Below are 25,762 nucleotides of genomic sequence, written 5' to 3' on the forward strand. Positions count from 1 at the left end.
ACCTCTCCTTAAACTTACTTGAAACAATAACTTAAGATTTGTTTTTTTTGATTAAAGCTCCTATTCCTAAACCAATACATAAGCCTATACTTATTCCAAAACATATACAGACAGGAATATTATCAGTAAGCACTCCTATAATCACTCCTAATGATGTTCCAATACACATTCCTATTGACATTCCCTCTAACATATATGTTTTTGTTTCATCTTTAATTTCTTGCTGATTAACTTTTTTATTTTTCATAATATTTTCCCACTTTCAAATTTCATTTTTTGCTCTACAACTTAGGATTTACTTATATCTATTCCTATAAAAGTGTCAATATATATCCGTCTATCAGAGCAATTAGCAAATACATAATAAAGGCTCTGATAAACGCTTCTATATGCTTTTTCGGATTTTGATACAATTCCTTTTCTGGTATTTTTCTTAAACGAACACGCTTTGTATTCCGCCACCATAAAAGGTCTACAATAAATAAGTCAAAGATATTCAATCCCTGTCCTATAATACATAAACAAAGAAAATTATGTGTGAAGCCATTTTCTTTGATAAACAACCCTAATATAAATAGTACGAACAGAAATAACAGAAAATTGGATATAAATGTAACCACTTTATTGCTTTCCTTAAATTTTCCTTGATATTCTGCAATACTCTTTATTCGATTTTGCACTTCATCTGGATAAGATGAATAGCTTTTTAAATTTTTGTTATCTGTACCTGTTCCCCAAAAACATATTAGAAAAAACGCGATACATAAAATTACGGTTTCGATTATTATAATCATTCTGTTTCACTCCAAATTCCAATTTAACGCTGATATTTCATAGGTGTATATCTCATACCATCAGATAATTGCTCAGTATTCGTGTCTACAAATCCCAATTTATGATAAACAGGAACTGCATATGGGGAAGAGTTAACTGTTATGACTTCTTTTTGACTATTTTCTAGAAGATATTCCCACAACTTTCTACCAATACCTTGTCTTTGATATTGAGCCTCAACAAAGAAACAACAAATATGTTTTCGATTTTCATTTGTGGCAATAACTCCTTTTAACTTCTGATTGTCATATGCTCCCCAGAATTCCAAAGTATTAATTATCTCTTTGTTTTCAATAAAATCTTTAAATGACTGAATACCTTCATCAGAATAATCCGGTGCTTCAAACTGTAAAAATGTTGTCCAAATAAGATCAATAGCATTATCCATTTGAGCTTGATCTATTTTTTTGATTTCCATACAATTCACTCCCTCTGATTTTCGTTTATCTCAAACAAGCATTTACAAATTTCATAGGTACATTCATGCGTTCTGCTACTTGTTCTGGTGTCATTCCACTATTTAAGAAACGCTTGCATACAACTTTTAGGTTTTCTCCAACTTCGATAACATGCTTATCTGGATCATAGAATCGAACTACACGTTGTCCCCATGAATGTTCTGTAACAGGATGTACATATTCAATGTCGCATTCCTTTAATTTATCAATAAACTTATCAAAATTATCTTCTTCAAAATAAATTTCAAAATTATTACCTCCAAAGGAAATTTCACTTTTACTGATAAATTCTTTATATGTTTCAACTGTCTGTAAAGCCAAACCACCAGTTAAAGTTTTATTTGCTCCAAAATCCATAATAACATGAAGTCCAAAGACCTTTTTATAAAACTCAACTGATTTATCTATATCAGTGACTACCAACATTGGATTCTTTAATTTCATTTTCATTTCCTCCTTTAATAGCATGTACTTGATATAATTATTATCCCATTATAAAAAATGTTTTACAATAATTAACTATATTCATGCTTATGTTTTTCTTCTAAACAAAATCAGTTCTAACAAAACGAACTAATCCTATTACTTTAACCGGTATTTCTTCAACTTCCTGCATTGTGAAGAATTTTGATTCATATTTAGGATTAGCTGCTTCTAAAATCATAAGCTCATTTTTAAAATAAACCTTTTTTATAGTTGCTTCATCGCCAATCATCACTACTGCGATTCTTCCAGATTCAACTGTACTGCAGCTTTGCACATAAACCAAATCTCCATCATAAATGTGTGCACCTTCCATGGAATCACCAACTACACGCAAAAAATAATCTCCTTTTTGAGCATCAGCTTGCCCTAGCTCTATATATCCCTCAATATCCTGCTCAGCCCAAAGATCGTAGCCCGCTTTTACATTTCCTAAAATAGGTTTGATTCGATTTGTTTCTTCGATGACTTCTTCAATATCACAATCTAAGACTTTAGATAATTTTTGAATTGTTGTTTTCTTTAATTTTGTGCTTTCTCCACTTATCCAACGATAATATGTAGATAAAGACACTCCTACTTCTTCTGCTACTTCTGCATGACTTAAATTATTCTGTATCTCATATTGAACTAATAATTCTTTTAAAATCATATACATCACTCCACATTACAATAATATCAGAAATAAATGGATTTTGATAACTTTAATGATAAATTAAATAAGAAATTCCCAAATCTATATTGTTTTAGAAATCATAATAGATATAATATGAACTCACAAAGGAGTGATACAAATGAGTAAAATTTATTTATGCATTGATCTTAAGTCCTTCTACGCCTCCGTAGAATGTGTGGAGAGAGATTTAGATCCATTTAAAATTAATCTGGTCGTTGCTGATCCTACTCGAGGTGGTGGTGCTATTACTTTAGCAGCTACACCTGCTATTAAACGATTAGGAGTACCTAGCCGTGGAAGAATATTTGAAATTCCAAAAAATATCGAATATATCATTGCCCCGCCAAGAATGAAACTGTATATGGAATATTCTGCTAAGATTTATAAAATATTTTTAAAGTATATTTCAAGTAACGATATCCATGTATATTCAATCGATGAATCATTTTTAGATATAACACCTTATTTATCGTTATATTGCATGAATCCAAAACAGATAGCAAAAATGATCATTGATGATATCTATAATACAACAGGTATAACTGCAACCTGCGGTATTGGAACGAATTTATTTTTAGCCAAGATTGCATTGGATATCACTGCAAAACACTCTAAAGATAATATGGGTTATCTAGACGAAGATCTTTATAAACAACTACTATGGCATCATACACCACTTACGGATTTTTGGATGGTTGGTCCAGGAACTTCAAATCGTTTAGCAATGCTAGGAATTAACGATATGTATGGAATTGCTCATTATCCTGAAAAAATATTATACAAACTCTTTGGAGTTAACGCTGAATATTTGATTGATCATGCCTGGGGAAGAGAACCAGTAGAAATATCTGACATCAAAGCTTACAAGCCAAAAGCAAATTCAATATCCAATAGTCAAATTCTTTTTGAAGATTATAATTATAAAGACGCTTACCTTATTATGAAAGAAATGGTAGAAACAAATGTATTATCCCTAACAGAAAAACACCTAGTTACTAATCACATCAGTCTATTTATTGGTTACTCAAAAAATGTAATCTCACCTTCAAGAGGAAGTTGCAAAATCACCGTTACAACAAATTCATATAGACTCCTACTGGAAGAATTCAAACGATTATATAAACGTGTTGTCAATCCCAATTATCCAATAAGACAAATTGTCATCAGTTTTGGGAATGTTATCAATGAAGCATATGAACAATACGATCTATTTACAGATATAGAGGATATTGAAAAAGAGAAAAGAGTACAGGAAGCTCTTGTAGAAATTAAAGCAAAATTCGGTAAGAATTCAGTTCTTAAAGGTATGAACTACTTAGAGAAAGCTACTGCAAGAAAAAGAAATGGTCTGGTTGGTGGACATAATGCATAATGAAAAAAACAATATAAAAAGAGCTCATATCTTCCAATCGTTCGATGCCCTTAAAGGATTTCGAGAAATATTAAGGGAACAGGAAAGAATTGTTGTGCCAAAAAAAATATTAAGCGAAGATGACCTTGATATTCTTGATCGAAAAATTCATTGCGTTCGTCCTGGCATGATAATTACAGTTATTTACTATGACAAGGGACAATACGTTCAACTAGAGGGAAGAGTTATCAAGATTAATCTAGATACAAAGGTCTTACAGATAGTTAAATCAAAAATCAATCTGAAATCAATTGTAGATATCAGAGGAAATGATAATCTAGAAGATCAATTATAAAAGGCACTTTATTTCAGTGCCTTTTATAATTTGCTTGAAAACAGACATTAATATGAAAATTTAAAGCGATGATCCTCCTTATAAGGTTTTCTTGACGGATTACCTTCAACTCTATATATTTTTTTATTTTTAACATCATAGACTACGGACCATACAGTATCTGCACCTTTCCTTCTATCATACTGACACATAAATCCATGCTTTCCAGATAATATATTAAAAATAAGTTCCATTGATAAATCGTTATTTTTTAATGACTGATGAGCAATTTGATTTCTTAATGATGAATTCCAGTCATCAATATTATGTTCATTATACTTTTTCATTGGTAAAGAATTAAAGTTATTAGCTGTAGCAACGAAACTTTCATTATCCAAAGGATAAATGACCTCAACATTTTGACTATTACATTCTACTATCGCAATATTTCCTAAAACATCTGCTATTGTTATTGTTTGATTAGAAGCAATGGGAACTGACTTTATAAATTGAATAGCTTCCTGTAATGTTTGACATTTTTCTAAAATATAACGAACAATCATTCCTGCATTCATTCCCAGCATGATATTCTGTGGATAAATAAAAGTCATTCCTACTGCTAAGCCGTATTCATTGATACCATCTTCCATTTCAACAAACGCTGTCGTATTTCCATTAAATGAGTAGCAATTATCTAAATTATACAAACAGTTCATATAAAGTTTCTCTAATTCAACTAAAAAATCACTGTTTCTTCCTAAGATAATTTGATTTTTATCACTGATTGCCATACACGTACATTTATTATTGAATTCAAAACAGTACATACTCAATAAAAAAGTGAGCATATCTTCATATGACGTTTGCTGTCCATCAGCAATCCCTTTTATTTCATCTAGAATTTCTGGATAATATTTTTCATAAATAGGTATACATTTTTGAGTATACACCTTTCTTTCTTCACTGATAACAAATGTATGCTGATTCGCAATAATTTTATTATTTTTTCTTAATAAAGTTCCCCAACGAAAACCACAATCATAGTGACTACCTTTGAATTTTCCATGATACATTTTATTTTTCCTCCTCGTTTATTTCGAGCAAGATCTTCCTCAATTTCAATCTTAATTGAATAAAAATTTTATGTCAATGAATTAAAATTTATATTGAAATATAGATATTTAAACCCATTATTTAGTCTACGATATATGCAAAAAAATAAACAAGTATGTTTCAAAAAAACTGCACCTTTTACTAGGCACAGTTTTAATTCATATGTTCAATTAAGATACCTTTTTGTTGAATGAAATATTTAAACAAAATATATGTTCCCCATACACCCCCTACTAGCATTACTTCAAATATTCCTAATATGTGAATCAAATATTTAAAAGTGAAATTCATTAACAACGAAATAAGATGATTGATTCCAAGTAACCAGCAGAGTATTACTGATTGTATAACTAATATTTTTATCATTTCTGTATTATTGCTTCTTAAAGCAATTACAATTGAAACAATAATCGCTATATTCCATAACGAAATTTCACGTTGCCAGCCAACAGACATGCCCCAATCTGTAAATGCTTCTCCTATTTGTGGTAAATATAATTGCCATATACTTGCACCAGTACATGCAACTAGCATAAACATTAAATAGTATCTGCTGATTTTTAGCATCCTCTTTTTTGCCATAACCTTATGCTCCTTTTGGATTACTGACACTTCATTTGACCTATTATTCCTGTACTGAATAATTTGAATACATTAATAAATTCTATCTTCGCTTGTTCAATATCCTCATATTCTATTAGAACATGTCTTAAACAATCTGCTAATACATCTATTATCAATTTTGAATAATGCCCATTTTCTTGCATATGAAAATGTAGCTGTATATGTTCTTGTAATTTTTTTAATAGTTTTTCTTTTCTCTCTAGCAAAGAAGAACTTTCTAAATTCAAAATGATGACGACTTTTTTATCAAGAAAACACCTTAACTCACTTTGTTCAAATAATTCTTCTAGATAATCTGCATACGCCATTGCTTCATCTTTCGTTAGCATATTATCTTTACTATTGTTTATATGCTGATCCATCATATATTCAATATTTTCTAATGTTGGCATAATAATTGTTTGTAATAAGAGTTCCTTGTTTTTAAAATAATGATATATATTTCCGAGGCTAGTATTTGCTTTATATGCAATGACTCTCATTGAAGTGTTCTCGTATCCTTTTTTCATGAATTCATCTGTTGCTACTTCGATAATCCTCTGTTCTATATCTTCTTTTTTTGTTTGCATTTTTATCTCCTCCATATTTATAGAATATGGCAAGGGCAATCATAATACAATAGATAATCATCATAAAAAATCATAAATTAAAATGCGTTCATTTTTCAAAATTATCATTGTTTATATTAAGCATAACCCCATATTAAGGATGTGCTATATTATCTTATTTTCGGCTAAAATTATGCGATATCTACTTGAAACCAATATTGAAAAAACTGTACCTTTTTTACCAGGTACAGTTAAATAATGCCTAATTCTCTTTTTCAAATATCAAATCAATTTTTCTTAAGCATCCTTTCGCATCAATTAGCTTTGGAATGTATCCTACATAGGAATATCCTTTTTCTGCATATTCATTGATGATTTTCTTATAATCAGAAGTCATGAAAAATAATACATCTTTAGCTTCATATTTTAATTCTACATATTCATACTGTTTCATATGATTTCCTCCCTATAAATCTTTTACTAACAATACCTTTTTAGTAAGAACCCAAGATACAATGAAAGCAGCCAGTGATACAACCAAAATGATCACATATGTTGATAAGTGATTTCCTAAAAGAAAGAACAAACCAATGAACACACCGGCAGAAACAGGATAAGCAATAATTGAACCTAGAATACTTTTTGTTTCATCAGCAAGGAAATAGAATGGTAGAATGATTCCGCCTGCAAGCAATGCCATTGCGACACTGACACATACAAATACCATTGCTCCATCGTTGTTTTTGCCAACAACAGTTGAAGCGATATATCCAAAGATGATTCCAAATACTAATCCGATTAAACTTAATCCTAAATAAGAAATGTATTTACTGTCAGCATATGCTCCTCTGGAAATCTTAGTCGTTAGGACTGTTTTGATCCAGCCTGATGTCTTATCCATAGTAATCGTAGTTGCAACGATCATTCCCAATAATACTGTTGCTAATACGGTTAACACCCATGGTGTTGAAAGATAAGATAAGCTTGCTCCAATAATAACAAATACGACTGCTAAGATAAGCAAACTGCTTTTGATAATGTAATAATCTTTTAATAATAAACCTTTCATCTAGTTCGCCCCCTTTACATACATCAGCATGATTTCATCAATATTTGCAGGTATGACCATAGCTTTTGGATATTTCTTTTCTGCTTTCTGTCTGTCAGCTACCAATACCTGCCATTCATAATCCTGTTTTCTATAGGCAATAACTTCTTCCTTGTCCAATGCATCAAATTGAGCTGCACCGCATTTAATAATGCCATATTTTTCTAACAGTTCATCTTTTGGTTTTGAGAAAATGATCTTACCTTCATGAATGAATACAATATAATCAGCTATTTTTTCTAAATCGCTTGTGATATGAGATGAAACCAAAACAGAATGTTCTTCATCCTGGATAAAGTCTAATAGCATGTCTAATATTTCATCTCTAATGATAGGATCTAAACCACTTGTCGCTTCATCAAGGATCAATAGTTTTGAATGATGTGAAAAAGCAACAGATATGGAATATTTCATCTTCATTCCTTTAGAGAAATTCTTGATCTTTTTGTTCATTGGCAATTTGAATTTTGTTAGCATTTTTTCATATGTGTTCATATCCCATGTACTATAGATATTTGCAAACACTTTTCCAAGCTGTTTTGGATTGAGGACATCCGGATAGTTGTTTCCGTCAAACACAACACCGATTTCATCTTTAGAGACTTCATCAATATTGGAACTTCCTAGCATTGTAATCGTTCCACTATCTTTTTTAGTCAAACCTAATATAGAATTAATGGTTGTACTTTTTCCTGCTCCATTTTCACCAATCAATCCTACTATGCTCCCCTCAGGAACGCTAAAAGAAATGTTGTCTAAAGTAAAGTCTTTATAATGTTTTGTAACACCATCAAGTTTTAACGCTAATTTCTCCATAATCTTAATCCTCCTCATATAACAAAGATAATAAAGACTGTAGTTTATCAAGTTTTATTCCACTGACTTTTGCTATTTCTATAGCTTCTGTGAAATGCTCTTCAATCCTTTTTTGTTGCTCCTCTAAATAGAAATCCTGGTTTTGTGCAGATACAAAACATCCTTTTCCAGCGGTTGTTTCAATAAAACCATCTGCTTGAAGAGAATCATATGCTTTCTGTACGGTTAAAACACTAATATGCAATGATTTTGCAAGTCCTCGAATAGAAGGAAGTGCTTCGCCAGCTTTCAGATCTCCGCAAATGATCAGTGCTTTTATTTGTGAAGATATCTGTTCATAGATAGGAACACTCGCATGATTATTTATTAATATTTCCATTCGATCACCATCCTTTTGTATTATACTGTATTACCTCTACAAGTACAGTATAATACTGCGATATACACTTGTCAATAAGTATTTTTAAACAAATTTAAAAAATTACATTTCTCTAACAACACTAAGTATTAAAAAAGATGCACATCAAAGTGCACCTTTCTTAATTCATATATTCGATTGAGATACCTTCATTCTCATTGAACTCGTCTATTTTTTCCTTTGCAAGGTAAGGCTTAAAGAATTACTAAATACCTCTAACCATTTTTCCTTCATCAAAAGCTGTTAGTATATCATGTCCTAGAACACTCATATGCTCGCTAATTGCTTCATTTATATATTTATCATCTTCTACAATTAGAATAGTTGCCTTATATTCAACTCATCTTTAATATTATAATAAAAAATCATGATCTGAACTCCACAAAATGAATTGTGTACAACAGTCATGACTTTTAATTTTATTTTTAAACCATATTATCTTAAAAAGCGTTCCATAGAAATATGAATGCGAAGACACAGCCCCAAGCATTTTTATTTTTATCTGCACAACTTACCATACCATAGATAAATATGAAAGTTACAATCATTTCAAGTATCCCCAAGAATGATGTACTAAATGGATGAAATAAGATACAGATAAATGCACATATTACCGCTCCAAGATTAATTGTGCTAGGATATCTTTGATTGATTACTCTACTGACAATATAATAATTAAATCCTTCAAAAAATCCCCAAAAAGTTCCAACCATAATTAATCCTAATGCTTTACAAACAATATTGCTTGCAAGTATATTATAAGTTATTAAAACAGAAAGTGGCATATATCCATCAAACTGTCTGGAAATAAGTAGATAAATGACATATGGTATAAAGAACAGTACAGATCCGATGATAGCTTTTAGTGCGCCCTTTTTCCTGAGTCCCATTTTTGCAAATGTATCTTTACGAATTATACATACGATTGAACTCCCTAGACCTGCAATTGAAAACTGCATTAATCCAGTTACTATAGTACGAAGTAAAATATGAATTTCATCGTTATTAATAAAGTCGTTAAGATATTTACTTAATGACATATATAAGATAAATCCTGCTAATGTTGTCAACGCTATGATCCAAATATCTGTATCTAGTCTTTTTTTCTACTGTTAATTCTTTTTTCATTGTTACTATCCCCTTATCATCAACAAGGTTTTCAATAAAATACAATAGAATTATTATAATGTTCTAAATTATTTTAATTCTGTACGACGAATAACTGCATAAGAACCAATTCCTAATATTGCTACAATTACAAATAATGTTAGAGCAGGGAATATATAATTAATTGTTCCATCAGTCATAAAGCCCATTGCTTGCATCAAAAATTCCACAATATCCCTAACCAATTCAGCAGAGAATACATATCGGAATAATGCAATAATTAATAGGATCACTCCACCAAAAGCAAGACCTAAATATATTGATACATTCTTTCCCACTCTGTTGATTACAAGAATAATCAGATAAAGTAAACTGCAAAGTACTACATAAAGAAGAAATAGCCATAACCAATTCATAAACAGGTTATCATAACCATACAAACCTCCATATAATGACGAATAATTACTATTGATTAAATGCATCATATTTCCTACTACTGTATCAACGAATGCCATTGTTCCAGATATAAAGCAGAACATTGCAATAGTTGCAATATATATATATTTACGAGTGAATCCATTTTGAATCAGCATTTTAAAGTCTTCCTTAAATCCTAGAACTCCTAATATACTAATATAAACCAATGTATTTAACTCTAAACAATTAGTGCCTACATCTTCAAAAGTTCCCATTACCAATCCGATAGTAATTGTTATTAATCCAACGATAGCATACTGTATAGCATAGAAGATCCAGATATACTTAAATGATGTCATACATTCGTATTGAATAATAGATTTAAGAGTTTTCATATTATTGGTCTCCTTTCTCGGTCAATTTGACAAACAGTTTTTGTAAATTCATGACAGATAGTGATAAATTACCTGTTTTAGGAAGAGGAGTTTTTTCACCTAATACATATGCAATTTTAAGGTTACCTAATTCATCGTATCCGATAACATTTTTATCAGCACAATAAGCATCTACTTCGTGTGCAAGTCCTGATACACTAAATCCTGTTTCCAATAACGAACTTACATTATCTTGAAGAAGTACCTTTCCTTTATCAATTAATACGACTTCCTCAATGATATTAGCTACTTCTTCAATAAGATGTGTCGCTATAATGATAGTTCTCTCGCTATTTTCATAGTCTTTTAATAACAAGTCATAAAACAATTCTCTATGATTCGCATCCAAACCAAGAACCGGTTCATCAAAAATAATATAAGGAACATTCAAAGATAAAGCAACTGTTAATTTGAAGATAGACTGATATCCTTTTGATAATGCCTTGAATTTCTTATTAATATTAAGATTAAATTTGTTTGCTATTTCCATAGCCTTTTCCTTATCAAAATCATCATAAAAGCGATCGATCCATTTAAATAAATCTCTGATTTTTAAATTTGTTTCATACAAATCCGCTTCACTCATGCAGAAGATCTTATCATGAACTTTCATGTTTTCTTTTGCTGGAATATCATCAATAAGAACTTCTCCACTATCAGCAAAGATACGATTGGCAATAATATTGATTAGTGTAGATTTTCCAGCTCCATTTCTTCCTAAAAATCCGTAGATTTTTCCGTGTTCAAATGAAAAGGAAACATTATCGAGTGCGATAACATCTTTATACTGTTTTGTAACATTCTTAATTTGAATTGCTTTCATTGTCATAACCCCTTTCTATGAGTTTAATTATTTCATCTTTAGACATATTCAGTTTGTTCGCTTCTTCTATCAGTGTTGCTATGAACTGATCGTAAAATTGACCCTGTCTTTTTTGTCGGATTTTTTCCACTGCTCCTTCTTTTACAAACATTCCTAAACCTCTTTTCTTATAAATGATTTCATCATCAACAAGTAAATTCATTCCTTTCAAAACAGTATGTGGATTGATATTCAACAACGCAGAAATTTCATTTGTTGATGGAATTTTCGTTTCCTCTGGATATATTCCTGTGAATATTGAATCCTCTAACTGCTCTGCAATCTGAATGAATATAGGTTTTTCTATATTAGTATTTATATTCAACCAACATCACTCCTTTATAGTTTGTTAGTAGAGTAACTAACTACCTTACATCTATAATATAGATGATAATCACAAGGTTGTCAATAATTTTCTTTAATCAGAAAAAATAAAAGTACTATTTATAATAAATTCACTAAATAGATTAATGCGAATAATGGAAAAAATTGTAAAAAATAACATTTTAGGGGCTAAAAGTACATTTTATTATTAAAAAGTATTGGTTATAATGTATTTTGCTTATATTAATTTACAACTTTATCTGATCAAAGCCATTAACGTAGAAGGGAATACTGTTATTGACATCGGACATGAGCTGAATTTCTTTACTGCACAAAGTTGAGGGGGAATTCAGATGCTCACTATCTGCGTCTATGCATATCGGGTTAGTCGCCGACATTGTATTATTATAATTCCATATCTACATGTAATTCAGTGCTGTTGTATTGGATACTCATTTAACGTATATAAATATATCTCTTTTAACTATGAAGAAATTGATAGATTGTTTTCGTACTATTCTATTAATTTCTTCTTTTTTTATGCTCGACCGCCTCCCTCCTCTCTTTGAATTCAAATTCAAAGAGAGGAGAAACAAAATGAATATATTTGATTATAAATGAAGAGATTTTAAAGAAATAAGAACTGATAATAATAAAAAGAAATATTTTGTAAGAATAGGAAATGAATATATAGAAGTGCCGAAAGAAGTATATAGAGTCTACAAAGCGGATTACCTGAGAACATATAGATCTTACAAACGAAAAGAAGATTATGCACATACCACTTATGAAGAAGACCGAACGATAGATAAAGATAAGCATATTTTAGATATGGATCACTACCATATCGAACAAATTGATAAAAAAGAATCAATACATAGTCTATTAGAAGCGATGAAACAATTAGACAAGGAACAGTACTTTATCATTTATTCAATATATTTTAAGGGAGAAACCGAATCATCAGTCGCAAGAAAATTAAATATAACTCAACAAACATTGAACTGGAGAAAGAAAAAAATATTACTTTTTCTTAAAAACATTCTGTTAAAGCCATAAAACTGAAATATCTCCGATTGAGAAGGATATTCTCAGAAAGGAGACCATCTAGATATGGCAAAAACAAAAGTACTTGTGCTTGTTAAAGCAAATCCATCACCATTCGCAAAGGAGGTTCTTCTTTATCAGGAAGAACAAATCATGCAGAGCATTGATTTATCCAATGTAACGATGTGTGGTATCTATCGTTTTATAGGAAAGGAGCTAAATTATAACGCATTCAAAGAAACAAGTATCATTCAGAAAATTAGGACTAGTTCAATAGATCAGGTATTGGTCATTTCAAAAAATGTTATTTCATCTGATATATCAATATGCAATGATTATGAATATTTCTGCAACTACTATGGTGTAGCTTTAGTAGAGATATCTCCCCTTTTTACACTGATTGATGAAATCAATAAGATTTCTAGGTAAATAACCATGAGTTATGACTATAAAAACGAATACAAGAAATGGTATGCCTGGAAAGAAAAGGAAGAAGAACTGTTAAAGGAGCTTAATGTTCCTCAGCATCTTATCGAAGAACTTAGAAAATATGATTATGAACAGTTCAAGGCAGAGAGAAGATATAAAACAAGACATCTTCTCTTTGATGATAACTTTTTTATGAATCGTCCTATCTATGATAAAAAACAGTATTCGTCATTTAAAGATTTGTTAGATGATATTGAAAATGAAGCATTATATGAGCATCTGAAGAATTCTGAAGAAGAGATATTGCAGATCATCATGCTGAAGATACAAGGTTATTCCATCAAAGAGATATCCCAAATAACCGGTCTGACAACCCATCAGATATATAAAAAAATAAAAAAAATTAAAAAAGTTTTATAAAAGTGGCGAAAAATGGCTTCTCAAAACGCATATATAGTGAGGGGGTAATTAATTACTCCTAAATATATAGCTCTTTGAAAACCGAATAACACCTATTGGATACGTTCCCATCCTATGAGCTATTCATTGGATACGCCATGACCAATATGGAAGAATAACTATAAAGCAAACAGTAAAGATATTTATTATAGTATTCTTACCTTAGCGAGCGAACAAATATCTCAGTGTAAAAATGACTGGCAATCATTCAGCCATGACATAGGATGAGGGATCATGATACTCCTGCACTGCAGTTGTGTGAGATACCACACGAAGATGAAATTTCTGTGAAAGATATTAGCCACATCTTGTCCAATAGGACTCCCACGTTTTCGGGTTATCAGGGATAAATAGAAAACACGATGTATAACTAACTGATCCATACTAGATAGCTTCGGCTATCTAGTTCTTACATAAAATACAAGGAGATGATAGAATGCGAAAAATCAAACGTGGTGAAATATACCTTGCCGACTTAGATCCTTGCATTGGTTCAGAGCAAGGTTCTACAAGACCGGTACTAATTATTCAAAACAATAGAGGAAACAAATACAGTCCTACTACTATAGTTGCATGCATAAGTGCTAAATTAGTTGAAAAAGCTCAATTACCAACTCATTATATAATTTCAGAAAATACGGGTGTGAAAACTAAATCACTTGTCATGCTAGAACAGATAAGATCAATCGATCAGTCACGTTTACAAAAATATATTGGTAAAGTGCCTAATCATGTTATGTATCACATAAATAAAAAGATCGTTATCAGTTTAGGACTCAATCAAAAAATAAAAAGAAAAAGAAGAGGTAAATATGGAAAGAAAAATGTTTAATGACTATCCAGATGTTGTCAACGTCACACAGATGAGAGAAATGCTAGGTGGTATGTGTACTCAGGTAGCAACTAAACTTCTCAAGGAAAATAAAATCAAACATATGAAGATAGGCAGAAGATACTACATACCTAAATCTAATATCATTGATTTTATTGAAGCAGAATCAAATAAAGAATAATTATTCGAATTTGTCGAATGTGTAAAATTATATTTTGCACATTCGTTTTTATTTTCTTTAAGTGTTATTCTGTAATCGTGAAATAAATAGAGAGAAGGAGGAAATATGGAAGAAAAAGAATTAGCAGCCGCCTGTCTTAGAACTAAAAGAGATTATTTTCATATAATTCTAAGTTACACTCAAACAGATGGAAAAAGAAAAAACATTTCATTTTCTACAGGACTTAAAGCCCGAGGAAACAAAAGAAAAGCTGAAAATATCTTAAATATGGCAAGAAACAGTTTTGAGATTCCTCAAACTGAAGAAGCTTTAGAAATGGAAAAGAAGAAAATAAAACTACTCATCAAAAAGCAAATCAATGGTACCGAAACCGTCGAGGAAGTAAAACCACTAAATGGGAATGAAAACACAAAGTATAGATCAGAACATAAGAAACCAGTAGCTAATGAACTTCATAAGGATATGCTATTTTCCAGTTATCTGTACTACTGGCTAGAGAATGTTGAAAAATACATGATTGAAGAAAATACTTATGCCACATATTATACTAACATTATATGTAGAATTATTCCTTATTTCGAAAATACTCTTGTCACTTTAGGAGAGCTTTCATCTATTGACATACAGACTTATTATTCAAGATGTCTCGAAGGTTATAAAATTGGAAAGAAAAAATACAGTCCTGTTAAAGCAGCGACTGTCAAAAGAAGACACTCCAATATAAGAAAAGCTTTGCAATATGCCTATGAAATGGAACTTATTCAAAAGAATCCAGCTGATTTTGTAGCATTACCCAAAATTGTAAAATATGAAGGAAACACTTATAAAAAAGATGAGCTTGAAGAACTGTTTGAAATTGTAAAAGACTCAAAAATTGAATTCGCAGTTTTGGTTGCAGCTTTCTATGGATTACGCAGATCAGAAATAGTAGGACTTAAATGGGATGCTATTGATTTTGAAAACAAAACTATCAGTATCAAACATACTGTGACAGAATACACCCTCAAAGGTGAGATGAAACGAAAAGAAAAAGATAGAACAAAGAATAAATCAAGTGTTCGTACACTTCCATTAGTAGAACCATTCGAAAAACTATTGCTGAAACTTCTTGATCAGAGAAGCAAAAACATGAAAATGTTCAAAACTTCCTATTCAAGAAAATATATGGATTATATCTATGTTGATGAAATGGGTGAAAGAATCAAGCCAGGATATGTAACTCAGACATACCAAAAAGTATTGAAAAGAAATAACCTCAAGGTTATTCGTTTCCATGACTTGCGCCACAGCTGTGCTACATTGCTGTACAACAACGGAGTTGATCTCAAAGATATCCAGCATTGGCTAGGACACTCTACGATTACAACAACAGCTAACATCTATACTCATTTTGATTACAGTAGGAAAATTGACTCTGCAAAAATCATGATGAACACATTACAGGGTATAAACAAAAATATTTAAAAAAATTAAATCTATTTTTCAAAATCATGTATTTTAAGCATAAAAAAGAGGTTCGTGTTGGACATTTTCTGCACGAACTCTGCAGAAATGTTGGACATTTTTGAATTTCAGCAAAAAATCAAGTAAAAAGAAACAGTAGAAAAAAGTAAAATAAAGCAATGAAAATTAATCACAAAAATAGTGTTGGACATATCATTGACAAAAAACTAGTTCGCTTTACTATTCATGTAAAGTAAAAAAAACTCTAAAACCCTTATAAATAAAGGCTTTAGAGCAATTAACAAATGGTGCGAGTGACAGGAATCGAACCTGCACGCCAATGGCGCTAGATCCTAAGTCTAGTGCGTCTGCCAGTTCCGCCACACTCGCATTTATTAAGTTTTTCATATATACAGGTAACTAGCGCAGTACATCCTAAGTCTAGCGTGTCTGCCAGTTTCACCACATCCGCATATAAATGGTGACCCGCAGGCGACTCGAACGCCTGACCCTCTGATTAAAAGTCAGATGCTCTACCTACTGAGCTAGCGGGTCAAAAACATGGTGCCGGCTAAAGGACTTGAACCCTCAACCTACTGATTACAAGTCAGTTGCTCTACCAATTGAGCTAAGCCGGCATAAAAAAATGGTGGAGGTTAACGGGCTCGAACCGCTGACCCTCTGCTTGTAAGGCAGATGCTCTCCCAACTGAGCTAAACCTCCATATGGTGACCTGTACGGGATTCGAACCCGTGAATGCATGCGTGAAAGGCATGTGAGTTAACCGTTTCTCCAACAGGCCACAAAAATGGCGCTTGAAGTAGGACTCGAACCTACGACCGATCGGTTAACAGCCGATTGCTCTACCAACTGAGCTATTCAAGCATTTCTTGTTGCTTAAACATAATAGCATATCCATATATCGAATGCAAGTCTTTTTTTCAAAATACAATAAAAAAATATAGAAGTCAAAATGACTTCTATAAGTATTCACCATTTTTACCCCAATTTTCAAATTCTTCAATAGAAAGATATTGTTGTTCTACAGGTATTTTGGTAATACGTTCAACTTCTTTCAACAGTTTTTCAGCAAATTCTTTTTTGTGTGCATATTCTGTTGTATGAAACAATTGACAAGATATTTTCATACATTCCATTTCTTGTCCTCTAAAATACATCACTTGGTTATCTTCTATATGAATCATTAAGTTTTCTTCTTTTTTATGAGGTAAAATAGAAATAAGTTGACCTGCACTTTCTTTGAGTGCTTTTTCTTGATTTAAAGTTAATGTTTTTGTTGTTGTAAAAGTTATAAATGGCATACAATTTCCCTCCCATTTATCAATTATATATGATAACATTCAAAAATAATGACGAACTTTATAACATTTCATATGTTATTTGACCTAATATTTTGACTCCCTCAATAATTTTTTCATCAGTTGGTGTAGAGTAGTTCATTCTAAAACTATGGCATTCTTTTGTATCATCATCTAAAAAAGCATTTCCCGGTACAACAGCCACATTTTTTTCTAATGCCTTTTGAACAAACGATAACATATCAACATGATCAGGCAATGTCACCCATATAAACATTCCACCTGTTGGTATTGTATATTGAACATCAGGATGAAAATGCCTTTTCATTTCATCCAGCATCAAATGACATTTCTTTTTATAAATTTTTGAAATACGATCAATATGTTCATTCATATCATAATCACGAAGATAACGGGCCATAACTTTTTGTGCCCATAAATTAGAATGAACATCACTTGCCTGTTTAGCGACAACCATTTTTTGAATGATGTCACGAGGTGCAATACAACATGCTACACGCATACCTGGTGCAATAATCTTAGAAAGACTGGCAGCATAAATCACCAAACCATCTTCATCTAAAGATTTCATAGAAGGAACAGCTTCTCCTCCAAATCTTAAATCACCATAAGGATTATCCTCTAAAATCAATACACCATATTTTTTGGCCAGTTTTAAAACTGCTCGTCTGACATCCAATGACATAGTCATACCTGTTGGATTTTGAAAATTAGGGATTAAGTACATAAATTTAGGTCTAGGCTCCATTGATAAAGCTGCTTCAAGTTTTTCTAAATCTAACTGTCCATTATGATATGTAATCCCTCTCAACATAGCTCCTAGTGATTTAAAAGCATTTAAAGCACCTAAAAAACTAGGATTTTCACAAACAACAACATCTCCTTCATTGCATAAAATCTTTGCTGCAAACTCCATGATTTGTTGTGACCCTGAAGTAATCAACATCTGATCTCCATCTTTCGTCACTTGCTCATGACGATTAAAAAATGCTGTGGCCTGTTTAATTAATTCCTGATCTCCTTCAGTAATTCCATACTGTAAAACACTGATAGGCTGATTGGCTAATAAATCAGCTGATATTTTTTCAATTTCTTTTACAGGAAAGGCTTCTGTCGAAGGATTTCCACCTGCAAAACTTATCACATCCGGATTCGCTGTTGCTTTTAATATTTCTCTAATCGCTGATGCTTTAACATTTAACATACGATGAGCAAATTGATATTTCATGATTAAAACCCCCTTACCATATGTTTTATTATAAACCAAATTCGTGAGAATAACTAGATATTTATCAAAACAAGAGATATAATAGACTTAGGTGGTGATAAATATGCAGGTTATTGTTGTTGTTTTAAATAAACTTGATTGCTTAGATGATTTGCTTGCGAACTTAAAAAGAGCAGGTGTACGTGGAGGAACTATTATTGAATCAACCGGTATGATTAAAACGATTGATGATTCTGATGAAAGTTATCTTTTAGGATCATTACGTCTATTCCTTGAAAATCCACGTCCAGAAAGCAAAACCATCTTCTTTATTGTTGATGATAGTCAAGTTGATCTTGTCCGTAAAACTGTGGATGATTCAGTTGGAGGTATTGACAATCCAAATACTGGTATCGTTTTTGGACTTCCACTATCATTTGCTGATGGTTTAATGAAAAAATAAAGCTTCGGCTTTATTTTTTTATAAGCCGAAACATTGAATCATAATAAAGATGCAGTTCTTGACAAACTCTTTGATTGAGTTCCATAAGGCGATGATAGTATCGATCATATTCATCAGATAATTCACACATGGCAGGTATCAAAATATCATAATAACCACTATCTCTTAATCTTATTTTCATCTGACGATTTGGATAACTCAATATACGATACCACCATTTTTGTTGTAACTCATAGTTTTTGATAACCATTTGCTTAATGGATTCATAGGCATCTTCTGAGTCTAACAATTGATTTTTATATACATTGACATCATGCCATACTTGTTTCAACTGTTTACGATTCATTCTAGACATCAACATCAACAAACGATAGGAGAAAGGTATTTTGATATGGAAATGATCCCAAAAATCAATCATACAATCATAAGCTTTCTGCTGTTTTTGCGTATGAATACGAATATGGAGATAAGGTAAAAAATGCTCATAAAACATATCAAAGAATGGTTGAGGAATATTATCGGACATGATCTGATATATATCATCCAGTGAAAAAGAATTTTCCATGTTATCACTTTCAATAAAACAATGTAATTGTTTTAAACTTTCTTGTTGATAAGAAAGTTCTTTTTGTCTTTGTTTATAAATCTGTTGAAGATATTCTTTTTTCTTATCAATATCTAAATCTAGTAAATAACGGATATCTGCAATAGAGATAGACCAGCTACGATACATCATAATTTCTTTTAATCTTTGAATATCTTCGTCATTGAATTCACGATATCCATTTTGATTTTTATAAACATGAAGTAACTGTTGTTTTTCATAATAATAAATGGCTTTTTTTGTCACATGACATTGACTGCAAACTTCCTGTATTTTCATATCTCATTTCATCTCCCATTTTCATCATAAACTATCCCCTTAGGTCAATGTCAACAAAAAAAGTATCATTTCTGATACTTTATCCATTTGCTTTTAAATAACGTTTTAAAAATGTTCGTGTACGTTCTTCTTGAGGATGTTCGAAGATTTGTTCAGGTGTTCCTTCTTCTGCAATCACACCCTGATCCATGAAAACAACACGTGTTGATACATCTTTTGCAAATTCCATTTCATGAGTGACAACAATCATTGTCAAACCTTCATCAGCGAGTTCTTTCATAATATTCAAAACATCACCAACCATTTCTGGGTCTAATGCACTTGTTGGTTCATCAAAAAGCAAAACTTCAGGACTCATACATAACGCTCTCGCTATCGCAACCCTTTGTTTTTGCCCACCTGATAATTGTACACTGCTTTTATTTGCAAAAGCACTCATACCCACTTTTTCTAAATATTTGAAAGCCATTTGTTTCGCTTCTTCTTTATTTCTTTTTAAAACCTTGATTTGTCCAATCATACAGTTTTCTAATACTGTTAAATTGTTGAATAAATTAAATCCCTGAAACACCATGCCAACTTTAGAACGATAGGCATTGACATCAAAATGATGACCTAAAATATCTTGTCCATGATATAAAATATGTCCATCATCTAATCGTTCTAATAAGTTAATACAACGTAATAATGTTGATTTTCCACTTCCACTTGAACCAATAATTGTCACAACTTCACCTTTATGTATATCAAAATTGATATCATGCAAAACTTCTAATTGTTTAAATCTTTTCTTTAAATGTTGTACTTGAATAATTGCATCCATAATATCTCCTAACTGCAAAAGTCCTTGCTTTGTTTTTCAGAATTCAATCTTTTTTCGATATAATTTAAAATAAAGGTACTGATTGTTGTTAAAAATAAATAGATTATTGCAGCAATCAAGAAACATTCAATATATTTCATATTTGATCCTGCCACAGATGTTGTTTGAAAATATAATTCTGTTACAGAAATAACATTCAACATAGAACTGTCTTTAATATTGACAATTAACTGATTCCCAATTGATGGAAATGTATTTTTAATGGCTTGTGGGAAAATCACTGATATAAGTGTTTGACTTGTTGTCATTCCTAAACTCTTTGCAGCTTCACTCTGTCCTGCATCAACAGATTGAATACCGGCACGAATGATTTCAGCCATATATGCTCCTGTATTAATAGAAATAATAAACAATCCAGCAACTAAAGGAGTCCAATTGAAAGCAGGCTTTAATAAATAATATAAGAACATGGCTTGAACCATCATTGGTGTTCCTCTAAAAACCCAGATATAAAAACCTGTAATCAGTTTTCCAAAACGTTTAAGTAATTGACTGAATGGAGAATCATAGTCATTGATTTCAATAGCTCTAATACCACCTACAACTAACCCTATAAGAAAACCACAAACTGTCCCAACAATGGCATATAATAAAGTAATTTGAATACCATAAGTAAACAAAGGAATATTTTCAATAAATATTTCCCATGCTTTTACAAAATCAATACTCATAAATTATTCTCCTGCTGGCTGTCTATTCACAGCTTCAGTCATTAATTGTTTTCTTTCTTCTGGAGTAATTTTATCTAAAGATGCCTGTACCTGTTTAAAGAATTCACTATCTCTTGTTCCTTCTTTTAAACCAATAGATACTGTTGTATCACATTCAAAACCTTTTCCTTCATCAAAATGTACAATTGTTAAATCTTTATTGGCTGAAACAACACCTTCAGCAACAGCCATTTCTGCAGTGATTCCATCAACATCTCCCTGTTGTAAAGCAACAACCATTTCAGGATAAGTGGCTTTTGCTGTAGCATGATGAACACCTTTGATCTGATCAATGACATCATCATAATTTGTTCCTTTTTGCCCAACAACATTTTTACCACTGAATTGTTGAATATCTGTAAACTTAGCTTCTTCACCATCTTTACGTACAATCATAATCATACCTTCACTATCATAATATGGTGTTGTAAAATCAATACCTTCTTCTCTTGTTTCATTCGCTGTCATTCCTGCAATAATGGCATCAATTTCTCCAGATTCCAAAGCCACTGATAATCCATCCCATGAAATTTTCTTAATCACCAATTCTTTTCCTAAATCATCAGCAATTCTTTTAGCAATCTGTACATCATAACCATCAGCATAACCAGCATTCCCCAATGATACAGTTGTTTCACTTTCTTGACTTGTCTGCCAGTTAAATGGTGCATAGGAACATTCCATTCCTACCACAAATTGTTCACTCTCAGCTGTTTCCTGTTGTTGACCACCACATCCAAACAACAATGAAACCATCGCCATAGCTATTAAAGTTTTTCCAATCTTTTTCATTTTTATCTCTCCTCTATTCTATTTAAAAATAAAAGTCGTGCTATTAACACGACTATTGATCATATTAATAGCGCCTCTCCACCTCGATGAAGGAGTGTTATAAGTCTTTCCTATAACCCCAAGATAATTATTTGCCAATAACTACCTTTCGGCAATGATTACCTTTCCCATTGTTCACAGTCTGCCAACTCCCAATGGTACTCTGATGCATTGCTGCCTCTAATTCTTTTATTTTCTTTTTTATCCTATACCGTTTTATGATTCATGTCAACGTTTTTTCACATGTTTTCACTTATTTTATGACACACTCATCTGTTTTTCTTCAATCAATTCTTTTAAAACTTGTAAACGTTCAATACTTTCCTGAGTAAAAATGTTCTCTGGATCAGCTGATCCCTCATTTGCCAGCATCACCAACGAAATCCAAATCAAAACATTGTAGATATTAATTTTTTGATGCTCTTTATAATTTTCAATTCGTTCACGAGAAAGCCATTCAATCTCTTTAAGATGATTTTCCACAAAATCATCTAGTTCATTAATATAGGTATATCCCATATAATGAAATCTTTGAACAATACGAGATTGTGAAATCAATTCAGAATCACGTTCAAACTGAAATTGAAATTCTGTATGCAATTTTTCTAAAATATTATTAATACGTGGTGATGTATTGACATATTGAGCTAAAGAATTAGCATTAATATCCGTCTTTAAAACTTTTTCAATATGTACAATTCCTTTATTATATTCATCCACTTCTTTTGCAATCTGTACAAATTCTTCATCTAACAATTCTAATGATGCTGAAAGACGTGTTAATCGTCTACGAATATCTTTAGGAATCTCATATTGTGATTTATATCCTAAACCATGTTCAATTTCAGCCCATGAATGTTGTAATGTTGTACGAATTTGTAATTCAAAGACAATATCCTGATAAGCTGAATACTCTATGAGCTGACATCTTTCATCATTAAATTTAATCAATAAATGTAAAGAATTGTATCCAAAATCAATACGATCATCATAATTCTTTTTTCTTTTATCATTATATTCAACAATATCAAAATTATCCTTAACACATTCATAAATACGATCAACATCATTTTCAAACAAAGTAATGATTCGACATGCAACAACATCAGTAATCTGTGAAATATCCTGATATTTATTCTTGTAAGTAATCTTTTTCATCAAAGCATCTTCACTTTTAATTCTAATAGCCATATTAGAAATACGAAAATGATGCGTTTCAATAATACGTGTAAAAATATCTTCTATATCATGTTTTAAAGAACGATAAACCTCCTGATTATCATGATATTGTTTAATAATCTTCTTTGCAGAGTTATGCATAAAATCACCTCATATTTTGATTATACGCTCTTTATATGAAATATTCATGAACAATAGAAAAAAGAAAAAAATGTGAATCACTCCACATTTTTATCAATATAACTGATAGGTTTTCCTTTGAAATGGAGATAAAGAATACCACCAATACCAACGACCACAAAAACAACCGAAATCAGCTGTGCCATACGAATCGGTCCAAACATCAAACTATCAGTACGTAATCCTTCCACTGGAAAACGAACCAATCCATAAAATAAGAAATAACTAAAGAATTGAATACCAACATGCTTTTGAAAACGACGAATGACAAAAACAATCAAAACAAAAGCCATTAAATTACCAATTGATTCATACAGAAAGGTTGGATGATGATAAGCTCCTTGAATATACATTTGATCAATAATAAATTGAGGAAGATGTAAGGACTGTAAAAATTGTAAACTGACTTCTCCTCCAAAGGCTTCATGGTTGAAAAAATTACCCCATCTACCAAAGGCCTGTGCAATTAATACGCCCGGCATAATTGCATCACCGGCAATGAAAAAGGGAATATCATGCTTTTTAAAGAAATAATAACTATAAATCAGTCCGGCAATAATACCTCCTTGAATAGCCAAACCACCATGCCATATCGCAAAAATCTCTAAAGGCGAAGTGGCATACATTTCATTAAAAGTAAAAATAACGTACCAGATTCTTGCTCCAGCAATACCAATCAACAATAAAGCAAAGAAATAATCAGATAGAATAGATGAAGCATAGCCTAACTGCTTAAAGCGATATTGACCTAGAAAATAGGCAATACAGGCTCCTGTGAGAATACATACCGCATACCATTGAATGTGAATCGGTCCAATGGATACAAACGTTGAAAAATCTTCAAAAAATGTCATGACGATTTATTTTTGATATTATCAAGAATACGATTCACAAATTCTTTACTTGAATCAAATCCAGAATCTTTTAATTGCATATTCATCACAGCAGCTTCAATAATGGCCGACATACTTCTTCCACCAGTGACTGGCACGACAATTTTAGGAATTTGTATTCCTAAGATTTCTTCCATCACATCATCTTCTTCCATCCCAATTCTCGTATATTCACGTGAAGGTAACCAGCGTTCTAACTGAATAATCAAATCAACATTATCCTTTGGTAAAACAGATGCCACCCCAAACATCTTAGAAACATCAATGACACCAATCCCACGTATTTCTAATAAGTTTCGTAAGACTTCTGGTGCACGTCCCACAATACCTTGACCAATATGATAAAGTTCTACAGCATCATCTGCAATTAGAAAATGTCCACGCTTAATTAGTTCTAATGCAATCTCTGATTTCCCAATACCACTATCACCACGAATCACAACACCTTTTCCATAAATATTTAAGAAAACACCATGCATCAATGTTTCAGCAGCTAAAGCTTCATCCAATGTTCCTGTTAAATCAATGGAAACACGTCCTGTCGCCTGTGTTGTTTCAAAAATTGGAAAATTTCTTTTGATGGCTATATTTTTTAATATTTCTGGACATTCATACCCTTTCGCAATAATGATACAAGGTGTTTCATCATTAGCCAGTTTAGAAAAACAAGCTAACTGTGATTCTTTACTCATTTCTTTCACGAAAGAAATCTCTTTTTCACCAAATAATATAATTCTTCTAAAATCAGTGTGCTTGAAAAATCCTGCTAATTCAAAACCAGGACGATTCATTTCTGGCACAAAAACCTCTCTTTCCAACGCTGTTTCATCCCCTGATACTTGATGAAACAAAGTCGGTTTTAATAGATCTTTGATTTTGACTGACTTTCCCATGA

The 25,762-nt window shown here is 31.5% G+C and carries 34 protein-coding genes, 6 tRNA genes and 1 riboswitch; of the genes, 9 read left to right on the forward strand and 31 right to left on the reverse strand.

Features of this window, described 5'->3' with window-relative positions:
• Nucleotides 1-31: 31 nt before the first annotated feature.
• The 5 genes from KEC48_RS07910 to KEC48_RS07930 all read right to left on the reverse strand — a co-directional run bounded on the left by KEC48_RS07910 (nucleotide 32) and on the right by KEC48_RS07930 (nucleotide 2,427).
• The gene (locus KEC48_RS07910; protein WP_211965266.1) at nucleotides 32-247 is read right to left on the reverse strand and encodes a DUF2700 domain-containing protein; all 216 of its coding nucleotides are present in this window, start codon (nucleotides 245-247) and stop codon (nucleotides 32-34) included.
• A 64-nt stretch (nucleotides 248-311) separates the two neighbouring features.
• Nucleotides 312-794 carry an ABC transporter permease gene (locus KEC48_RS07915; RefSeq protein WP_087297376.1) on the reverse strand — a complete coding sequence of 161 codons (483 nt, stop codon included), beginning with the start codon at nucleotides 792-794 and terminating at the stop codon, nucleotides 312-314.
• 23 nt (nucleotides 795-817) lie between these two features.
• Nucleotides 818-1,252 (reverse strand): GNAT family N-acetyltransferase, encoded by a 435-nt coding sequence (locus tag KEC48_RS07920; protein ID WP_211965267.1) that lies wholly within the window; start codon nucleotides 1,250-1,252, stop codon nucleotides 818-820.
• A gap of 25 nt (nucleotides 1,253-1,277) precedes the next feature.
• Nucleotides 1,278-1,736 (reverse strand): VOC family protein, encoded by a 459-nt coding sequence (locus KEC48_RS07925; protein ID WP_211965442.1) that lies wholly within the window; start codon nucleotides 1,734-1,736, stop codon nucleotides 1,278-1,280.
• Nucleotides 1,737-1,836: 100 nt separating this feature from the next.
• Nucleotides 1,837-2,427, reverse strand: coding sequence for a S24 family peptidase (locus KEC48_RS07930; protein WP_211965268.1), 591 nt, complete (start codon nucleotides 2,425-2,427; stop codon nucleotides 1,837-1,839).
• 142 nt (nucleotides 2,428-2,569) lie between these two features.
• On the opposite strand from KEC48_RS07930, the gene KEC48_RS07935 reads away from it, so the two are divergent.
• Both KEC48_RS07935 and KEC48_RS07940 read left to right on the forward strand, forming a co-directional pair.
• Nucleotides 2,570-3,823, forward strand: coding sequence for a DNA repair protein (locus KEC48_RS07935; RefSeq protein ID WP_211965269.1), 1,254 nt, complete (start codon nucleotides 2,570-2,572; stop codon nucleotides 3,821-3,823).
• Complete coding sequence (locus KEC48_RS07940; protein WP_211965271.1) at nucleotides 3,816-4,157, forward strand: YolD-like family protein; 342 nt, start codon at nucleotides 3,816-3,818, stop codon at nucleotides 4,155-4,157. Before KEC48_RS07935 ends, KEC48_RS07940 begins: the two co-directional genes overlap by 8 nt.
• Nucleotides 4,158-4,204: 47 nt before the next feature.
• Here the strand turns inward: KEC48_RS07940 and KEC48_RS07945 are convergent, their stop codons facing one another.
• The 11 genes from KEC48_RS07945 to KEC48_RS07995 form a co-directional block, all read right to left on the reverse strand.
• On the reverse strand, nucleotides 4,205-5,209 hold the full coding sequence (locus KEC48_RS07945; RefSeq protein ID WP_211965272.1) for a C45 family peptidase: 1,005 nt from the start codon (nucleotides 5,207-5,209) through the stop codon (nucleotides 4,205-4,207).
• A gap of 193 nt (nucleotides 5,210-5,402) precedes the next feature.
• A complete protein-coding gene (locus KEC48_RS07950) occupies nucleotides 5,403-5,831 on the reverse strand; it encodes a hypothetical protein (protein ID WP_211965274.1) in 429 nt (142 codons plus the stop codon).
• Between the two features lie 20 nt (nucleotides 5,832-5,851).
• Entirely contained in the window at nucleotides 5,852-6,442 is a 591-nt protein-coding gene (locus KEC48_RS07955; protein WP_211965276.1) for a TetR/AcrR family transcriptional regulator, read from the reverse strand.
• 241 nt (nucleotides 6,443-6,683) lie between these two features.
• Entirely contained in the window at nucleotides 6,684-6,875 is a 192-nt protein-coding gene (locus KEC48_RS07960; RefSeq protein WP_211965278.1) for a DUF4177 domain-containing protein, read from the reverse strand.
• Between the two features lie 12 nt (nucleotides 6,876-6,887).
• Complete coding sequence (locus tag KEC48_RS07965) at nucleotides 6,888-7,490, reverse strand: ABC-2 transporter permease (protein WP_211965280.1); 603 nt, start codon at nucleotides 7,488-7,490, stop codon at nucleotides 6,888-6,890.
• On the reverse strand, nucleotides 7,491-8,345 hold the full coding sequence (locus KEC48_RS07970) for an ABC transporter ATP-binding protein (RefSeq protein WP_211965282.1): 855 nt from the start codon (nucleotides 8,343-8,345) through the stop codon (nucleotides 7,491-7,493).
• 4 nt (nucleotides 8,346-8,349) lie between these two features.
• Complete coding sequence (locus KEC48_RS07975; protein ID WP_211965284.1) at nucleotides 8,350-8,724, reverse strand: GntR family transcriptional regulator; 375 nt, start codon at nucleotides 8,722-8,724, stop codon at nucleotides 8,350-8,352.
• Between the two features lie 479 nt (nucleotides 8,725-9,203).
• Nucleotides 9,204-9,833 carry a hypothetical protein gene (locus KEC48_RS07980; RefSeq protein ID WP_211965285.1) on the reverse strand — a complete coding sequence of 210 codons (630 nt, stop codon included), beginning with the start codon at nucleotides 9,831-9,833 and terminating at the stop codon, nucleotides 9,204-9,206.
• Between the two features lie 126 nt (nucleotides 9,834-9,959).
• Entirely contained in the window at nucleotides 9,960-10,682 is a 723-nt protein-coding gene (locus tag KEC48_RS07985) for a hypothetical protein (RefSeq protein WP_211965286.1), read from the reverse strand.
• Between the two features lies 1 nt (nucleotide 10,683).
• Entirely contained in the window at nucleotides 10,684-11,544 is an 861-nt protein-coding gene (locus KEC48_RS07990; protein WP_211965287.1) for an ABC transporter ATP-binding protein, read from the reverse strand.
• Nucleotides 11,525-11,908 carry a GntR family transcriptional regulator gene (locus KEC48_RS07995; protein WP_211965288.1) on the reverse strand — a complete coding sequence of 128 codons (384 nt, stop codon included), beginning with the start codon at nucleotides 11,906-11,908 and terminating at the stop codon, nucleotides 11,525-11,527. Before KEC48_RS07995 ends, KEC48_RS07990 begins: the two co-directional genes overlap by 20 nt.
• A gap of 695 nt (nucleotides 11,909-12,603) precedes the next feature.
• Between KEC48_RS07995 and KEC48_RS08000 the strand changes: the two genes are divergently transcribed.
• The 6 genes from KEC48_RS08000 to KEC48_RS08025 all read left to right on the forward strand — a co-directional run bounded on the left by KEC48_RS08000 (nucleotide 12,604) and on the right by KEC48_RS08025 (nucleotide 16,319).
• Entirely contained in the window at nucleotides 12,604-12,966 is a 363-nt protein-coding gene (locus KEC48_RS08000) for a sigma-70 family RNA polymerase sigma factor (protein WP_211965289.1), read from the forward strand.
• 54 nt (nucleotides 12,967-13,020) lie between these two features.
• Nucleotides 13,021-13,383: a hypothetical protein gene (locus tag KEC48_RS08005; RefSeq protein ID WP_211965290.1), complete on the forward strand. Its 363-nt coding sequence runs from the start codon at nucleotides 13,021-13,023 to the stop codon at nucleotides 13,381-13,383.
• A gap of 6 nt (nucleotides 13,384-13,389) precedes the next feature.
• On the forward strand, nucleotides 13,390-13,803 hold the full coding sequence (locus tag KEC48_RS08010; protein ID WP_211965291.1) for a helix-turn-helix domain-containing protein: 414 nt from the start codon (nucleotides 13,390-13,392) through the stop codon (nucleotides 13,801-13,803).
• Nucleotides 13,804-14,278: 475 nt separating this feature from the next.
• A complete protein-coding gene (locus KEC48_RS08015; RefSeq protein WP_211965292.1) occupies nucleotides 14,279-14,674 on the forward strand; it encodes a type II toxin-antitoxin system PemK/MazF family toxin in 396 nt (131 codons plus the stop codon).
• Nucleotides 14,655-14,855: a helix-turn-helix domain-containing protein gene (locus KEC48_RS08020; RefSeq protein WP_211965294.1), complete on the forward strand. Its 201-nt coding sequence runs from the start codon at nucleotides 14,655-14,657 to the stop codon at nucleotides 14,853-14,855. Before KEC48_RS08015 ends, KEC48_RS08020 begins: the two co-directional genes overlap by 20 nt.
• Before the next feature lie 105 nt (nucleotides 14,856-14,960).
• The gene (locus KEC48_RS08025) at nucleotides 14,961-16,319 is read left to right on the forward strand and encodes a site-specific integrase (protein ID WP_211965298.1); all 1,359 of its coding nucleotides are present in this window, start codon (nucleotides 14,961-14,963) and stop codon (nucleotides 16,317-16,319) included.
• Nucleotides 16,320-16,604: 285 nt separating this feature from the next.
• Here the strand turns inward: KEC48_RS08025 and KEC48_RS08030 are convergent.
• The 8 genes from KEC48_RS08030 to KEC48_RS08065 form a co-directional block, all read right to left on the reverse strand.
• Nucleotides 16,605-16,688 (reverse strand) — tRNA-Leu (locus KEC48_RS08030).
• A gap of 89 nt (nucleotides 16,689-16,777) precedes the next feature.
• A tRNA-Lys gene (locus KEC48_RS08035) sits at nucleotides 16,778-16,853 on the reverse strand.
• Between the two features lie 7 nt (nucleotides 16,854-16,860).
• Nucleotides 16,861-16,936 (reverse strand) — tRNA-Thr (locus tag KEC48_RS08040).
• Between the two features lie 9 nt (nucleotides 16,937-16,945).
• Nucleotides 16,946-17,021: transfer RNA gene (locus KEC48_RS08045), tRNA-Val, on the reverse strand.
• 3 nt (nucleotides 17,022-17,024) lie between these two features.
• Nucleotides 17,025-17,100, reverse strand: a tRNA-Glu gene (locus KEC48_RS08050).
• Between the two features lie 7 nt (nucleotides 17,101-17,107).
• Nucleotides 17,108-17,183, reverse strand: a tRNA-Asn gene (locus KEC48_RS08055).
• Nucleotides 17,184-17,278: 95 nt separating this feature from the next.
• Nucleotides 17,279-17,620, reverse strand: a complete 342-nt coding sequence (locus KEC48_RS08060; protein WP_087358147.1) for a hypothetical protein — start codon at nucleotides 17,618-17,620, stop codon at nucleotides 17,279-17,281.
• Between the two features lie 58 nt (nucleotides 17,621-17,678).
• Entirely contained in the window at nucleotides 17,679-18,866 is a 1,188-nt protein-coding gene (locus KEC48_RS08065; RefSeq protein ID WP_211965300.1) for a PLP-dependent aminotransferase family protein, read from the reverse strand.
• A 103-nt stretch (nucleotides 18,867-18,969) separates the two neighbouring features.
• On the opposite strand from KEC48_RS08065, the gene KEC48_RS08070 reads away from it, so the two are divergent.
• Nucleotides 18,970-19,308, forward strand: a complete 339-nt coding sequence (locus KEC48_RS08070) for a hypothetical protein (RefSeq protein WP_205089272.1) — start codon at nucleotides 18,970-18,972, stop codon at nucleotides 19,306-19,308.
• 10 nt (nucleotides 19,309-19,318) lie between these two features.
• Here KEC48_RS08070 and KEC48_RS08075 read toward each other — a convergent pair whose 3' ends face one another.
• The 7 genes from KEC48_RS08075 to hprK form a co-directional block, all read right to left on the reverse strand.
• The gene (locus tag KEC48_RS08075) at nucleotides 19,319-20,191 is read right to left on the reverse strand and encodes a MerR family transcriptional regulator (protein ID WP_211965301.1); all 873 of its coding nucleotides are present in this window, start codon (nucleotides 20,189-20,191) and stop codon (nucleotides 19,319-19,321) included.
• A gap of 79 nt (nucleotides 20,192-20,270) precedes the next feature.
• Nucleotides 20,271-21,014: an amino acid ABC transporter ATP-binding protein gene (locus KEC48_RS08080; RefSeq protein WP_283092229.1), complete on the reverse strand. Its 744-nt coding sequence runs from the start codon at nucleotides 21,012-21,014 to the stop codon at nucleotides 20,271-20,273.
• Between the two features lie 8 nt (nucleotides 21,015-21,022).
• A complete protein-coding gene (locus tag KEC48_RS08085; RefSeq protein ID WP_211965302.1) occupies nucleotides 21,023-21,745 on the reverse strand; it encodes an amino acid ABC transporter permease in 723 nt (240 codons plus the stop codon).
• Between the two features lie 3 nt (nucleotides 21,746-21,748).
• Nucleotides 21,749-22,576 (reverse strand): transporter substrate-binding domain-containing protein, encoded by an 828-nt coding sequence (locus KEC48_RS08090; protein ID WP_087358141.1) that lies wholly within the window; start codon nucleotides 22,574-22,576, stop codon nucleotides 21,749-21,751.
• 60 nt (nucleotides 22,577-22,636) lie between these two features.
• Nucleotides 22,637-22,806, reverse strand: a riboswitch (Lysine riboswitch).
• 67 nt (nucleotides 22,807-22,873) lie between these two features.
• Nucleotides 22,874-23,935 carry a hypothetical protein gene (locus KEC48_RS08095; protein ID WP_087358140.1) on the reverse strand — a complete coding sequence of 354 codons (1,062 nt, stop codon included), beginning with the start codon at nucleotides 23,933-23,935 and terminating at the stop codon, nucleotides 22,874-22,876.
• Between the two features lie 77 nt (nucleotides 23,936-24,012).
• Nucleotides 24,013-24,828, reverse strand: coding sequence for a prolipoprotein diacylglyceryl transferase (gene lgt / locus KEC48_RS08100; protein ID WP_211965303.1), 816 nt, complete (start codon nucleotides 24,826-24,828; stop codon nucleotides 24,013-24,015).
• Nucleotides 24,825-25,760, reverse strand: a complete 936-nt coding sequence (gene hprK / locus KEC48_RS08105) for an HPr(Ser) kinase/phosphatase (protein ID WP_087358138.1) — start codon at nucleotides 25,758-25,760, stop codon at nucleotides 24,825-24,827. The genes lgt and hprK overlap by 4 nt, the downstream gene beginning before the upstream one ends.
• Nucleotides 25,761-25,762 lie beyond the last annotated feature (2 nt).

Origin of the sequence: Clostridium sp. C1 (assembly GCF_018223625.1) — a bacterium.
In the GTDB taxonomy this organism is placed as follows: Bacteria; Bacillota_I; Bacilli_A; order Erysipelotrichales; family Coprobacillaceae; genus Allocoprobacillus.